The sequence below is a fragment of the Planktothrix pseudagardhii genome, from assembly GCF_904830925.1.
Lineage (GTDB): Bacteria > Cyanobacteriota > Cyanobacteriia > Cyanobacteriales > Microcoleaceae > Planktothrix > Planktothrix tepida.
Genome location: NZ_LR882967.1, coordinates 4,068,304 through 4,083,354, shown reverse-complemented (window position 1 = coordinate 4,083,354; position 15,051 = coordinate 4,068,304). Strand labels below are relative to the sequence as shown.

Here is a 15,051-nt window from a genome sequence, read left to right as displayed (position 1 = left end):
TAGCGTGATACCCTAAAAGATGGCAATATTAAATTCTTCTAAAGCTTTCCGAGATGAATTCGGAATCAGCTTGTATTAACCCATAGGCAAACCCATGGTCACCACCGCAGAAAAAACACACGTAGGCTACATTACTCAAATCATTGGCCCGGTTGTAGATGTTAAGTTTCCGAGCGGTAAATTGCCGGAAATCTACAACGCATTAAAAATTAGTGGCAAAAACGAAGTTGGTCAGGAAGTTTCCGTTGTTTGCGAAGTCCAACAACTCCTCGGCGACGGCCAAATCCGTTCCGTCTCCATGAGTACCACCGATGGCTTAGTCCGAGGGATGGAAGTAGTGGATACGGGCGCCCCCATTAGTGTTCCCGTTGGCCCTGCTACCTTGGGACGGATTTTCAACGTGGTGGGCGAGCCCGTTGATAGCTTTGGCCCGGTACAAACCCAAGAAACCTCGTCTATTCACCGTCCCGCCCCTGCATTTACTCAGTTAGAAACAAAACCCGCCGTATTTGAAACGGGGATTAAAGTGGTAGACCTGTTAGCTCCCTATCGTCGGGGTGGCAAAATTGGTTTGTTCGGTGGAGCCGGAGTGGGCAAAACCGTTATTATTATGGAACTGATTAATAACATCGCTAAAGCTCACGGGGGAGTATCCGTGTTTGGCGGTGTGGGTGAACGGACTCGTGAAGGGAATGACCTTTACAATGAAATGATTGAGTCTGGGGTTATCAACACCAACGACCTGACTCAATCTAAAGTGGCTCTGGTTTATGGTCAGATGAATGAACCCCCTGGAGCTAGAATGCGGGTGGGTCTGTCGGCTCTGACCATGGCTGAATATTTCCGGGATGTCAGCAAACAAGACGTGCTGCTGTTCATCGACAATATTTTCCGGTTCGTGCAAGCGGGTTCTGAAGTGTCCGCTCTGTTAGGTCGGATGCCTTCTGCTGTGGGATATCAGCCTACTCTAGGGACGGAAATGGGTGAACTGCAAGAACGGATTACCTCGACCACCGAAGGGTCTATTACCTCAATTCAAGCGGTTTATGTGCCTGCGGACGACTTAACCGACCCCGCTCCAGCTACAACCTTTGCTCACTTAGACGCCACCACCGTATTATCACGGGGTTTGGCTTCTAAAGGGATCTATCCGGCGGTTGATCCTCTGGATTCGACTTCCACAATGTTACAGCCGGGGATTGTCGGTAGCGAACACTATAACACCGCTCGTGCTGTACAAGCTACCCTGCAACGGTACAAAGAACTGCAAGACATCATCGCCATTTTAGGGTTAGATGAACTGTCTGAAGAAGACCGCATGACGGTGGCTCGTGCTCGGAAAATTGAGAAATTCCTGTCTCAACCTTTCTTTGTGGCGGAAGTGTTTACGGGTTCTCCGGGTCAATATGTCACCCTGGAAAAAACCATTAAAGGGTTCAATATGATTATGTCTGGGGAACTTGATGATCTGCCAGAACAAGCCTTTTACATGGTGGGCGATATTGACCAAGTGATTGCTAAAGCTGAAAAATTGAAAGGCTAACTTTCACCTGCGTTGTTGGGCTTTAGCTATTTGGCATCAGTCCAACAACGATTCTGTTTTAATCTCCACAATATTTTTTTACCTCTTGACAAATGACATTAACTGTGCGTGTAATCGCTCCAGATCGGACGGTCTGGGATGAAACTGCCGATGAGGTGATTCTTCCGAGTACCACAGGACAACTGGGTATTCTGACAGGTCACGCCCCCCTATTAACGGCTTTAGATACCGGGGTACTGCGGGTTCGGTTAAAAAACCAATGGACTCCTATTGCTTTAATGGGTGGGTTTGCTGAAGTTGAAGCCAATGAAGTCACAATTTTAGTGAATGGTGCCGAGCGCGGTGACTCTATTAATTTAGAGGATGCTCGGACTGCTTATACCAAAGCTCAAGCTGATTTAGAAGCGGCTGAAAGTAGTGGTTCTGAAGAAGGCAAAATTAAAGCCAAAAAAAGAGTAAAAAGAGCCAGAGCAAGGTTACAAGCGGCGGGTGGTAGCGTCGAGTAACAAACAAGAAACCGGGTTTCTGCCCTAACCTTTGCTATTAACAGAAAGATAACTTAACAAACCCGGTTTCTGACTCTCACCCACCTCCAAGAAACCGGGTTTCTCCCTTAACCTTTGCTATTAACAGAAAGATAACTTAAGAAACCCGGTTTCTGACCCTCACCAGTAATTTAAACCTTTAAAGATAAAGACTCTTTTTTAATTGTTTCTGAATCATGTTGCTGATTTCTAAACTCTGATAATAAATCAAAGAAATTTTTAAAAGCGTCGGCTTCATCACTAGAATACAATAAAATAATTCTAGCCCAAGATGCGGAAGTATTGACTCCAAATTTAGCTTGTAGCCAAGGCTGAAATTGTGCAAATTCTATTTCTTGTTGAGTTTCAGGAAGTTCCATCGCTTCACAGGCGTATTGATAACCACACAAAAACATCAATAAATTATTAATATTAGGGTTCCCAATATACATTCCTGGTTTTTGTTTAATTTGTTCGAGTAAGTCATAGAGGTTTGTCATCTTTATTTCTCCAGAAATATTATAGTTAAAACTTTTCAATTTCTTCTATTATAAACTTTCCACTTGGACAGTCAAAGTCTACTATCCATTCTTCTCTAGTTAATCCGAAAGTAGATAGGTTATCAAAGACTTTACCTCTTGCTTCAATACCATAGTGCGTTCCATTTTGGGTAATTGATGTTTGACCATTATCCCAACGCTTACTAACAATAAATAATCCCCGACCTACGAGTTTTATTTTCAAATGGATGCCATTAATTTGATTCGCCTTTAACCAGTTTTTGATAGCAGCAGCACACTCCGCACATTCTAACAATTTGTATTTTTGAATAATTTGAGCAATTTGTTGATAGATTTGTTCATCGGGAAATTGGGAATTATTGGACATTATTGGGAATTAAGAACGTAGATATCAAGTTAGGATTTGAATTAGTCTCAATAGAAACATCCTCTGGATCTGAATATCGAGAAAATAATTCGTTTAAAGCTTCTTCTCCAGATATTTCGCCTTGACTAATAAATCTTTCAATCTCGACAGATCCATCATTCAAAAATTCAACTTCCCAACGCTCCCCAGGAAGCGCAACACTCACCATAATCGCCTCATCCCGATGATGAGCTAGAGAATAGCTAATTTCTTGTTGATCTAAATTTTGTAAGAAACCAAGAAACTGATCAAAAATATCATTTTTCATTTATCAAACCTCCGATCACTTAATAATTTGCGAACAACTTTAAAACCCGGAGAGTTTTCAGCAACTCCTTTTTCTATTTCTTCCCATGTCATCTCACTAAATTCTTCCCAGCTAGGCGATCCTTGTGGAAGTTGTGCTTGTTTGATACTGCCTTTTTTTAGTTTTAAAATGTCACATACTTTTTGGCCAGAGAACTTATGTACGATTGTTTCACCTCCTTTTCTTTTCCTTTAACTTAATTATATCGAACAGGCATCACCCACGCCTCCTAAAAACCGGGTTTCTGAGCCTATCGGAAACCCGCAACCCGCATGACTTCGAGGAAAATGTTGATGTCATCCTTGCTGATTGCTATATGAATTTTTAGACAACCGTAAAAGGAAATATCTGTAACCCGGTGCTGATAGATGAATCAGAAACATTAAACCCGAAACTATCTACAGATCCACCGGAAACTGTGGTAGGATCGTAACGGAAAATCTGGTTATTATTTGCACTTCCTAAACTTCCCTGGAAATAAATGATTTTTGTCTCGGGGTTAATGTCTAGGTCGGACAAACTATTAAAGTTCTGTTCTGTTAACTGGGTTGTTATCTTAGTTAACAGATCATAATGGAACAGTTCTACATCATTGGAATTACCATCTGCTTCCCCATCTGTTCCTGACCAGAATAGACCGTCTTCCGGGTTAGAAGGGAAGAAGATATTTGGAGAGTTACCCGACTGGGTTGTCAACTGAGTCGTTTCATCTGTAACAGGATCATAGCGAAATAAATCTACTTTAGCCACAAAATTGACATAGGTTTTTGATCCTGTCCAGATAACACCTAATAACGGATCAACCTTTTGAAGATAATTGTCTTCAATATCAGGTTTGCTAATTTCTTTGGTGGTGTTTCCATCAGTCAAAAAGATTTGAATCTTTGGATTATTGGAATTACTCCTGCTATAGGTACTAATGATCAACTTTTGACTATCAAGGTGTTGTACTTCACCAATCCAAGAAAAGTCCCCATTAGTCAATTTTTCTGTAGTTGTACCATTAAAACGGTAGAGTTCCGTACCTGAACCATCATTACCTTGCCAGTAAACATTGTTTGAGTCGTTTGAATCATTAAGAATGATACCGGAGTTCTGGGTACTTTCGGACGATAGTATTTTAATCTCATCTGTTTCTGTGTTATAACTGTTATAACTCAAAGAATTTTTTGTGGTCTCATCGCTGGCTTGAAAAGCATAGAGATTTGATTCCAAACCTCCAACTTGTCCTAATGACGAAATGTAACTATACTTGTTGTTGGTAATTTTAGTTGTAGTTTTTCCATCGGAGCGGAACAGTTCATACCCACTACCATCGTTTTCTTTCCAGACAAGAGTATTAGAAGAAGAAATCTCAAACATTTTTTCACTGTCACCCTCATTATTGAGTTTAATGGTGTTTGTACCATCGTGAAAGAAGATATGTGTCTCGGCGAACCTGTGTGAGTCAGCTGATGCAAAAATAGGGCTATCGGTTTCAATAAAGAACTGGTCATTTTGCAACTTGCTCACGTCTAAATATATCAAGTTAGTATAGGTTGACATTAACCCTACTATTGAGATTAACTTTGTGGTTGTTGTCCCATCAGATTTATAAACTGCGGAACTCTCTCCTTCTTTATCGCCAATAAACACGAAGGCTTCTTGACCATTAACAGAGGTTCCTAATGACTTAATGGAGTTAATTTCCCTAAAATCCTCATTCGTGTATTGAGTTATGGTTTGACCATCATAAGTAAATAGTTCATAACCACCACTATCTTTTCCTATAAACAGGTAAGTAACCTTACCATCTTCACCTAAGATTGATAGTTTAAATTGATTATTGGTTGTATTCGGACTAATAGAAGTTACTGTTGATCCTTCAATCCGCAGAATATCAGTAGTATTATCAAAGGTAGAGGCACTAAACAACGCAGTAGTTGAGGAATTCGGATTACTTCCGCTATACATACGATCGACATAGGAATAGAGAAAGTCTGTTAACTGAGTGGTTTGACTGCCATTATAGCGAAAAATTGCCTTTTTAAAAGGAACGCTGTTAATATCTGAAAACGATTCCAGCCAGAAGGTATCGGAACCGACAAACTTCACAGAATCATCACTGACACTATCGCCACTGATCAAAACAGCTTCAGACTGAATTGGGGTATAATTATAATAAGTAAGCTTGCCTTGATTAATATCTGCTTGAGTAAAGGTTCCATTAGTTGCTAATACCGTTCCATCTAACTTGAGTTCTCCCTGCTTGGGCAGATTAATGAGAGTGTAAACAATCTGGTTTGGGTCAGTTTGTTGGTCATCCGTAAACTTGAGTTCAGTTTGGCTGATGGTTTTAGTTTCGCCCTTAGTGACCTGTAACCCTTTGTTAGCTTCTACAGTGAGTGGATTAAAGTCAGGTTGAGGGGTTAGTGTGGGTGCGGGTGTAGGTACGGGTTCTGGTGCGGGTTCTGGTGCGGGTTCTGGTGCGGGTTCTGGTGCGAGCACGGGTTCTGGTGTGACTTCCGGTTCTTGAATATCGGACACTAAAATACTTTTGTCAACACTATTGCTGTCAACCCCCTGAAGAATTGCAATAATTTCCAGGGTGTCTTTATGTTGGATAATCGTACCTCCTGAATCGCTATCTTTGAACTCAATATTTTGAACGGAAATCCCCTGAAGTTGAATCCAATCCTCGCCTCTTGTAAAATCCGTGATGACATTGGTTTTTACAAGTTCTAATGAACCTGAGTGTGGTTTAAAAACAAATACATCTTTACCTCCTCCACCTGCTAGGGTGTTTGAACCTGCATCGGCATACAGGGTATCATCTCCTTTACCCCCAAATAAACTATCATCGCCTTTTCCGCCAAATAATAGGTCGTTTCCTTGTCCACCATAGAGAATATCATTGTCTGCATTACCCAATAATTGATCATCTCCTCGCAGACCAAAGAGGATATCATTTCCTCCTAGTCCGATGATTTCGTCATTCTCTTGGGTTCCTACTAAAAAATTGTTATTCAGGTTGTCGATAGATTTTACCATGTCAACCTCATCAAAATAATAAACTATTCTTTTTTAGTTATGACTCTCTCCAAGGAAAAATGTTGCAATTCAATTCACATTTTAACAATTAAAACTTCTTGAGGATGTTTAATTGTATTGGGAAACTAAGTAGGTAAGTAGGTAAGTAGGTAGACGGGATTAAACTTTTCCATATAACAATACGTAAAGGAGGGTTAGATCAACTATTAGAGAGCGTTAGAACGATTTACAATCTTTTACATAGGGAGTTTTTATAGAGCCTACCTACTGACCCTAACTTTTGCTATTAACAGTAAAGATAAATTGAGAAACTAGGTTTCTGACCCTTACCCCAGTTTTGCTATAGCCCCAATTCTGTTAATAATTCCTGCATCATTTCCCAAGTTAATGCCTGTTGAATATAACGGGGATTAGTGGGATTATAAGGGCTTAATAAGCGATCAATTTCAATAATTTTAGCAGTATCAGGAAGAACTGGAACATCAGGATCAAAAGCAGTAGGACGCATTAACGAACTGGAAAATCCTTTGAAAATAGCAATTTCATCCGCGTCTCCCTCAATTTCAATTTTAACAATTAAAACTTCTTGTGGACGTTTAATAGTATATTGTTCTAAGCGATGTGAAATCATAATTAAAACCTGTTTTTTTGCAAAACTGTATTCAGAAGATAGCCTAATTTTGATTCATTTAATTGTTAGAATTAAGAGCAGCGAAATAAGATGATTTTCTCAAGGGTAAAGTAACCGTAAAAGTTGATCCTTTTCCTTCCCCTGCACTTTCAGCTTGAACGCTTCCGTGCTGCAATTTGACTAACTGTTTAACAATAGCTAATCCTAATCCTAATCCTCCATGTTGTCGAGTAATTGAACTATCAGCTTGTCGAAAGGATTCAAAAATAGAAGGTAAGGATTCTTCTGGGATGCCTTGACCTGTATCTTGAACTTGAATAAAAGCTTGAGTTGAATTTGTTGTTAAACTAATCTTAACCTGTCCCCCTTGAGGGGTAAACTTAATCGCATTATCTAAAAGATGTTCTACAATTTGTTGTAATCGTTCTGGATCTCCAATGACATTACTAACGGATTCATCCACTTGTACTTGCAAATTAATTCCTTTGGTAATTGCGACAGATTCAAAGTTTTTTAATACAGATTCAATCACCGCTTGTAACTTAACAGACATTAAATTAATTTTAGTTTTGCCTTGTAATAAATTAGAAATATCTAATAAATTCTCAATTAACTTCGTCAAAGCCTTAGCGTTACGTTCCATCGTTTCTAAGGCGGCTTGGGAACGTTCAGGAGTTAAAGAACGGGTACGCAAAAGATATAACCAACCTAAAATAACATTTAAAGGAGTCCTTAATTCATGGGAAACGATTGCTAAAAATTCATTCTTTAATTGATTAGCTTGTGTCAATTCTTCTGTTTGTTGTTGGAGTCCTTTTAAAGCAATTTGTAATTCTCGTTTTCTTAACGCTAATTCCTGAGCTAAGGTTTCTAAATCTACACTTTGAGTCGCTAATTCTTGCTGTAATAACTCTCTGGTTCGCTTAATGATAATCCAGTTACTAACCCTGGCTCTTAATTCCTCTACCGAAAAGGGTTTCATTAAATAATCTTGTGCGCCTTCTCGTAATAATTGTACCCGTGATTCATCATCCACTTTAGCCGTTAACATCACAATCGGAATCATATTTAGTTCTGGATAAGTTCGGATTTGATGTACCAGTTCATCCCCACTCATTCCAGGCATCATAATATCACTAATAATTAAATCAGGATGTAGGGCGAGGGCTTGCTGTAAACCTGTTTCTCCATTATTAGCAGTAGCTGTATTATAGTCTAATGCTAAAGTCGTACAGACAAATTGACTCATCGTTGGATTATCTTCGACTACCAAAACTAACGGTTTTTCCGGTTGAGAAATTTTTTGAGATAAGGACTCATTAGGGATTAAGGTTCGCAGTTCATCTAACCAAGGTTGAATTTTCTTTTCACTCCAAATGGGGGAATTCTGGTTAATATTGGTAGTAGTTAAAGACTCAACTTCAGTCTCAGAGATCATTCTTAACGGAAATTCTACCCAAAATAATGCTCCGTCCTCTGGTGCATCCTTAACCGTAACAAAACCGCCTTGAAGTTCCACAAATTCTTTAACAATGGCTAATCCTAATCCCGTTCCTCCAAACTGTCGAGCTAACCCCGTATCTACTTGACGAAACCGTTCAAAAATTTCCTCCCGAAGTTCAGGCGCAATCCCAATTCCACTATCTTGCACTTGTATAATTCCCCAAGGAGAATCTGTTTTTTCAGACACAGATAAACCGCAGTAAACTTTCCCCCCCTTTGGCGTAAATTTAAAGGCATTTGAAAGTAAATTTAATAAAATACGTTCCATTTTTTCCACATCGATTTCTGCTAGAACACATTCTGGCGTATCTACCGTGAAATCAATATTTTGTTCCTGGGCGAATCCGTCAAAATTTGCGGCCATCACTTGCACCAGATGGGCAATATCCACCGAGCTATAGTGAAGCTCCATTTGACCTTCTGCTAATTTAGAGACATCTAGCAGGTCATTCACTTGTTTGAGTAATAAACGCGCATTACGTTCAATAATTTGGATATCTTTATGGTGTTGTTGAGGAAGTTCGGGTGAAGCTAATAACTGTTCTGCTGGCCCCAAAATTAATGCCAAAGGAGTCCGAAGTTCATGGCTCATATTGGCAAAAAATTGTGTTTTGAGGTGATCTAATTCCTTGAGTTGATCATAAAGCGTTTCTAATTTTTGATTAGCAGATTTTAAATTTTGATGCCGTTGTTCTGATAAATGAGCCGATTCAATTAAAGCTAAAGCTTCGGGAACTAAAGGCGGTAATGCTAACGCCGTTACCACTGAAACAAAGGCTGTAATAACTTTAATGACTCCCGCTAACCAATACATCGGATGCCAGAGTGTCCAGACCTCCATCAGATGAGTCATTCCACAGGCAATAATAAAGGCTCCAAACGCTAAGAACATCCAATGGAAGGGAATTTCTCGACGAGATTTATGAACAAAATAAACCAATGTGACAGAAATGGAAAAATAAGCTAAAGCAATCAGAACATCAGAACTGACGTGCATCCAGACCAGTCCGGGTTTCCATAAATAACAATGACCATGAGGAATAAAACCAGACCCATTAAATAGGGTTTGAAAGACTTCTGGTGTAAAGATGCCAACCAGAATCGGAATGGATAGAATAACAATCGTACTTGAAACAATAGAATTAGATTGAGTTGTGATCATTGTCACTTCGGAACCGTTGGGACGGGAATTTAGGGAATATATTCTTTAGTTTAAACTACCCCAGAGGAAGTTGTAAGTCTATCTTTAAAGTTAATAATGACAGCAGATGGAAAGAATAGTATCCTTAATCTTGGATATGGCGTTATGTTAGGCTAAATTAAATAGATTCATCAAATCAGGATGAGGAAATTTAATGAAAATAAAAATTTAAGCTATTTTTTGAATATAGTTATGGTTTTAACCTCGAAAATCATTCTTTAATTTTCAATAATTTTTGTCGGTTTTTGATTTTAAAGACGATATTGATGATAAACTTGAGAAGCAGCGCGGTGCAGTAAAGAATGGCGATAAACTAATGCTTCTAAATCATCGGAATAGCCCCCACCAATGATTCCAGCAACCGGATAACCCAGACTAACACAAGTGCTCAAGACTTGCATTTCTCGCCGCCAAAGTCCCGTATCAGTTAAAGCTAATTTTCCTAATCGATCCTCGCAATGGGGGTCAACGCCTGCATCATAAAAGACTAAATCGGGTTTCACTTGAGATAATATATCTGGTAAATAATCAGCTAAAGTTTGTAAATATTCCTCATCTTCCATGCCTATCGGTAAGGAAACATCTAAATCACTGATTTGTTTTTTAGCGGGAAAATTCGCCTCACAGTGCATTGAAAAAGTAAATACATTCGGATCATTTTGGAAAATAACGGCGGTTGCATCTCCTTGATGTACATCCAAATCCAGAATTAATATTGTTTTAGCCAGTCCTAAATGTTGTACCACACGAGTAGCGATCGCCATATCATTAAAAATACAAAATCCTGATCCAAAACTGGGAAACGCATGATGAGTTCCTCCGGCGGTATTGCAAGCTAAACCCTGAGATAACGCTAATTTTGCGGTTAAAATTGACCCCCCCACAGCAATACAAGTTCGTCTTGCTAAAGCCGGACTCCAAGGTAAACCGATGCGACGTTGTGCTTTAGGCTCAAGAGTTCCCTGACAATACCCCTCTACATAATCTTTATCATGCACCCATTCAATCCAGTCTTGAGGCGGTAATTCTGGGGTATGAACCTGAGAAATGTCCGTCACTCCATCCCGCAATAATAACTCATATAATAAAAGAAACTTAGCCATCGGAAACCGATGTTCAGGCGGTAAGGGAACAACATAATCAGGATGAAAAACAATCGGTAAATCCATACTTGCTAACTGTAGTTAAAACGTTAGAGTTAAATCAAATAGAATTGAGTCAAAAACAATGACAACCCTTTGGCAGTATGGCAGTAGTAACCCTGATAATGCAACCCATCTCGATACCATTCGTCAGTGGTGGGCATCCTTACAAGATCAGGAAATTCATTGGCAACAACGGTTACTCCCGACCGATGGAGATCTCACCCATTTAGACTGGGAACCCCAACGATTTGATGAAATCTTTACCATCAAGACCCCACAAGTTCGGGGTGCTACACTTTATTGGTTTAAACCCGAACAACCTCAAGAACGAAGTATTACCCCCCATAAATTAGAACTGGATTTACAACAAAAACGATTGTATATTTTTCCTCAATCTCAACAACAAATTGTGATTCGAGTGGAACGCTATAAACTGCCCTATCAACTGATTGAATTAACCGATCCAGATTTAGCAGTCGGTAAAAATGGTATGATTTTATTACGGGATCATCAACAGTTAATAGAAGTGAAAATCAATCTCAGTTTAGATCGGCTGAACCTGTTAAAATCTAAACTGAGTTCGGCTCAATAACTTCCCCCAGATGTGATTCAACCCCAGATCAGTTCCTTGACATCCTTGAGATTGATGCACTACCATGTCGTCTAATCACAAACCCATCTGATAAATACTGGCAAGTTAGGACGTTTCTGATGTCAAAAATCTATAGTACAGAGGAACTGATCCACATCTTAAATAAGGAGCGCGAGGCTTGCCTGAAAGGGGAGCGTTTGAATTTAAAGGCAACGCCTGCCGTCGGAAATCCAGTCATTGATTGTTTTTTGAAGCCGGAGGGAATTCAAAAGTTTACAGCCTATCAAAATTTTAAAGCCACTATTCACCAGTATCAAAAAGACAATCAAGTTTCTGGGATTCTGGAGCGAGAAATTACCGTTCAGGGAAAAACCCTACAGTTTCCCTTTGTTAATGAACAATTAATCGCCTTACCTTGTGATTTTGAACAGTTAAAACGGGCAAAAATTCGAGTCTTAGAATTTTGGGACGAAGTAACGGCTGGAATGGATTTATATTTAAGTTTAAATAATGGTAAAGATTATCGTCAAATTTGTGTTGAAGAAGTAGATGCTATTGTCCAACGCACGGAATGGGCTTGTATTTGGACATGGGAAAAATCTAGTTTTTTAGAGATGTTATTACAATTAGGTTGGGGACAACCCGGAGAAGCCGGAGATCGAAGAGGATGGCCTCAATCAGGAAGTGAAAATATTCATGCCGTTAAACCCGGTCAACAGCCCATTTGTTGAACAGGAGCAGAGCTATTTCATCTTGTTTGCCTGCATAGAACTCAATTTAGGGTTCGGTTTCTATCTGAGATCCCAAACCTAGCCATGATTCCAGTATCACTGATAAAATGCTCTCAACAGTTAATCCGCCCCAAACAGCGAAGAAGTGTCACAATATTGGATACTAGATAGCAGATTGGACGAATATTGAGGGTTAAATCAGATTATCTATGCCAAAACAGTCTTGGCCAGAAAAAGATGCTGACAGCTTATGCAATGGTGATGTAAAAGCGCTAACCAGTGATCAAGACTATCCTGATCCATCTCCGGCTTGGAAATCTCAACGGAATCAGCAGGATAGTGAGGTCAGTGGGAATGGAGCCTCAACGGTTTATCCCTCGGTAAATGTCGCTACTCCACAGGCTGGCACGAGTTTTTCCCCCAAAAAGTCAGACTTCAAGGTTTGCTCCCAGTGGTATCAAGGTCGTAGACAGAAAGCGGCCGTTGCCCTGAGCTTAATTTGGGGTGGAATCATTATTCTACATTTTGTTTCTTGGGGAATGGGATTTGTCCTCGGTTTAACGGGTTTATTATCCATTCATGCCTTAAGAATTTTTTTAGCCAAAACCCGCTCTTTTGAGGAAATTTTATCGGAACAACCCCAACAAAATTGGCCTTATGTTTCGTTATTAGTCGCCGCTAAAAATGAAGAAGCCGTCATTGGTCGTCTGGTTAAAAATCTCTGTAGCTTAGATTATCCCAGTGATTGCTATGAACTCTGGGTTGTTGACGATAATAGCAGCGATCAAACCTCTGTTGTTCTGGAAAAACTCGCCCCAGACTATCCTCAACTTAAGGTATTACGGCGTTCCGGGAATGCCACGGGTGGAAAATCAGGGGCGTTAAATCAAGTCTTACCCTTAACTAAAGGCGAGATTTTAGGGGTTTTTGATGCCGATGCTCAAATCGCACCGGATATGTTACGCCACGTTGTTCCCCTCTTCAATACCGAACAGGTGGGGGCTGTCCAAGTGCGAAAAGCCATAGCCAATGCCTCGGAAAATTTTTGGACTCGTTCTCAAGCCGCAGAGATGGCTTTAGACGCTTATTTTCAAGAACAACGAATTACCATTGGTGGCATTGGAGAACTGCGGGGAAATGGGCAGTTTGTCCGACGTCAGGCTTTATTAAGTTGTGGGGGTTGGAATGAAGAAACCATTACCGATGATTTAGATTTAACGATTCGATTACATTTGGATCAATGGGACATTGAATGTTTATCCTTTCCCCCCGTGAATGAAGAAGGAGTTACCCATTTCAAAGCCTTATGGCATCAACGCAATCGTTGGGCAGAAGGAGGTTATCAACGCTATTTAGATTATTGGCGTTTAATTCTCCGTAATCGCATGGGAACTTCAAAAACCATCGATTTGCTCGGTTTTTGGATCACTCAATATATCTTACCGACGGCGGCGGTTCCTGATTTGGTACTGTCTTTAATTCAACGCCGTTTACCCTTAACAACGCCCTTAACTTGTTTTACCGTCACCCTTTCTTTATTGGGAATGTTTCTGGGCTTACGACGAATTCGCCAAACCCAATCCCTAACCCTTTGGATTGATACTGTTCGGGGTACGGTCTATATGCTTCACTGGTTATTAGTGGTCGGGAGTACAACGGCTCGGATTTCGATTCGTCCCAAACAACTGAAATGGGTCAAGACCGTTCATCAAGGAACCCGTACAGACGCGCCATGGCACGTCTCTGAATGAGGAACACTGCATGGATTTGCTAGAGTATCAAGCTAAAACGTTATTTCGTCAAATGTCGATTCCGGTTTTACCGTCACAACGGATTGATCAAGCTCAGGATTTGAAGGGTTTGACCATTCCCTATCCGGTGGTGCTTAAATCCCAAGTCCGGGCGGGGGGACGGGGAAAAGCCGGAGGCATTCGGTTTGTGGAAAATACCATTGATGCGGTCGCTGCGGCCCAAATGATTTTTAATTTACCCATTCGCGGTGAATGTCCCCAAGTCCTCTTAGCTGAAGCCAAATATGATGCAGATCGGGAATTATATTTAGCCGTTACTTTAGATCCGGGTTCACGGCGTCCGGTGTTATTGGGCTCACAACAGGGAGGGGTGAATGTAGAAGCTACCCTCTCCAAAATTCAGCAAGTGATTGTCGATCAGGATTTTTCCCCGTTTTATGCTCGACGATTAATGTTGAAAATGGGATTAGAGGGAGATTTAATTCTCTCGGTGAGTACCATTGTTGAAAAAATGTATCGTTTGTTTGTTGAGAAAGATTTAGATCTCGTTGAAATTAATCCGTTAGGGATTAGTCCGACGGGTGAAGTGATGGCACTAGATGGTAAAGTAATCGCCAATAGTGGCGCCTTGGGACGACATGAAGACTTGATTTTGCTTTTGAAAGCCCAACAAACTTATCATGCGGTTTCCCTACCGAAAATTGCAGATGAATTGTTTCATCCCCAACTGAATTTAGTGGAATTAGAAGGGAATATGGGGATTTTATGTAATGGGGCTGGCTTAACCATGGCAACCTTAGATTTAGTCATGCAATCCTCTGGTAAACCTGCAAATTTTCTCAATTTAGGTGGGGCGGATCATTATGAAATTACAGAAGATTTTCGCCAACGATTATATCGGGGAATTGATTTAGTAACCCAATCCAAACAGGTTAAGGTTGTGATTGCAAATCTCTGGGTTCAACCTACGATTCGTTTCCCGATATTAGTGGAAATTGCCGGGTATTTAAAACGCAAAGCTCGGACAACTAATTTACCTCAATTTGTGTTTCGGTTAGCTGGAATTGATCTCGAATCCTGTCGAGAACAGTTTGCTGATTTACCTGTAAATTTATTTGATCGGTTAGATTTAGCTGTGGTTGCAGCGATTAATTTAGCGAAATAGT

General features: G+C 40.2%; 13 protein-coding genes. 6 read left to right on the top strand and 7 right to left on the bottom strand.

All coding sequences use genetic code 11. From position 1 onward, the window contains the following. Window positions 1-94 precede the first annotated feature (94 nt). Window positions 95-1,543, top strand: a complete 1,449-nt coding sequence (gene atpD, locus NMK36_RS17355; protein WP_072719540.1) for a F0F1 ATP synthase subunit beta — start codon at window positions 95-97, stop codon at window positions 1,541-1,543. Between the two features lie 92 nt (window positions 1,544-1,635). Further along, a complete protein-coding gene (gene atpC, locus NMK36_RS17350) occupies window positions 1,636-2,049 on the top strand; it encodes an ATP synthase F1 subunit epsilon (RefSeq protein WP_072719539.1) in 414 nt (137 codons plus the stop codon). Between the two features lie 170 nt (window positions 2,050-2,219). Here the strand turns inward: atpC and NMK36_RS17345 are convergent, their stop codons facing one another. The 7 genes from NMK36_RS17345 to NMK36_RS17315 form a co-directional block, all read right to left on the bottom strand. After that, complete coding sequence (locus tag NMK36_RS17345) at window positions 2,220-2,567, bottom strand: hypothetical protein (RefSeq protein WP_072719538.1); 348 nt, start codon at window positions 2,565-2,567, stop codon at window positions 2,220-2,222. A gap of 25 nt (window positions 2,568-2,592) precedes the next feature. Further along, entirely contained in the window at window positions 2,593-2,955 is a 363-nt protein-coding gene (locus tag NMK36_RS17340) for a papain fold toxin domain-containing protein (RefSeq protein WP_072719537.1), read from the bottom strand. Further along, entirely contained in the window at window positions 2,945-3,262 is a 318-nt protein-coding gene (locus NMK36_RS17335; protein WP_072719536.1) for a hypothetical protein, read from the bottom strand. Before NMK36_RS17335 ends, NMK36_RS17340 begins: the two co-directional genes overlap by 11 nt. Window positions 3,263-3,625: 363 nt before the next feature. Then, window positions 3,626-6,331, bottom strand: a complete 2,706-nt coding sequence (locus tag NMK36_RS17330) for a cadherin-like domain-containing protein (protein ID WP_254174261.1) — start codon at window positions 6,329-6,331, stop codon at window positions 3,626-3,628. Window positions 6,332-6,671: 340 nt separating this feature from the next. Next, the gene (locus tag NMK36_RS17325; RefSeq protein WP_254174260.1) at window positions 6,672-6,962 is read right to left on the bottom strand and encodes a DUF7734 family protein; all 291 of its coding nucleotides are present in this window, start codon (window positions 6,960-6,962) and stop codon (window positions 6,672-6,674) included. A 58-nt stretch (window positions 6,963-7,020) separates the two neighbouring features. After that, a complete protein-coding gene (locus NMK36_RS17320; protein ID WP_072719534.1) occupies window positions 7,021-9,627 on the bottom strand; it encodes an ATP-binding protein in 2,607 nt (868 codons plus the stop codon). Between the two features lie 290 nt (window positions 9,628-9,917). Further along, window positions 9,918-10,835: a histone deacetylase family protein gene (locus NMK36_RS17315; protein WP_254174259.1), complete on the bottom strand. Its 918-nt coding sequence runs from the start codon at window positions 10,833-10,835 to the stop codon at window positions 9,918-9,920. 58 nt (window positions 10,836-10,893) lie between these two features. On the opposite strand from NMK36_RS17315, the gene NMK36_RS17310 reads away from it, so the two are divergent. The 4 genes from NMK36_RS17310 (at window position 10,894) to NMK36_RS17295 (ending at window position 15,050) form a co-directional block, all read left to right on the top strand. Then, window positions 10,894-11,403: a hypothetical protein gene (locus NMK36_RS17310; protein WP_254174258.1), complete on the top strand. Its 510-nt coding sequence runs from the start codon at window positions 10,894-10,896 to the stop codon at window positions 11,401-11,403. 119 nt (window positions 11,404-11,522) lie between these two features. Beyond that, window positions 11,523-12,134, top strand: coding sequence for a hypothetical protein (locus NMK36_RS17305; protein ID WP_254174257.1), 612 nt, complete (start codon window positions 11,523-11,525; stop codon window positions 12,132-12,134). A gap of 209 nt (window positions 12,135-12,343) precedes the next feature. Further along, window positions 12,344-13,885: a glycosyltransferase gene (locus NMK36_RS17300; RefSeq protein ID WP_254174256.1), complete on the top strand. Its 1,542-nt coding sequence runs from the start codon at window positions 12,344-12,346 to the stop codon at window positions 13,883-13,885. Between the two features lie 10 nt (window positions 13,886-13,895). Beyond that, window positions 13,896-15,050, top strand: a complete 1,155-nt coding sequence (locus NMK36_RS17295; protein WP_254174255.1) for an ATP-grasp domain-containing protein — start codon at window positions 13,896-13,898, stop codon at window positions 15,048-15,050. Window position 15,051 lies beyond the last annotated feature (1 nt).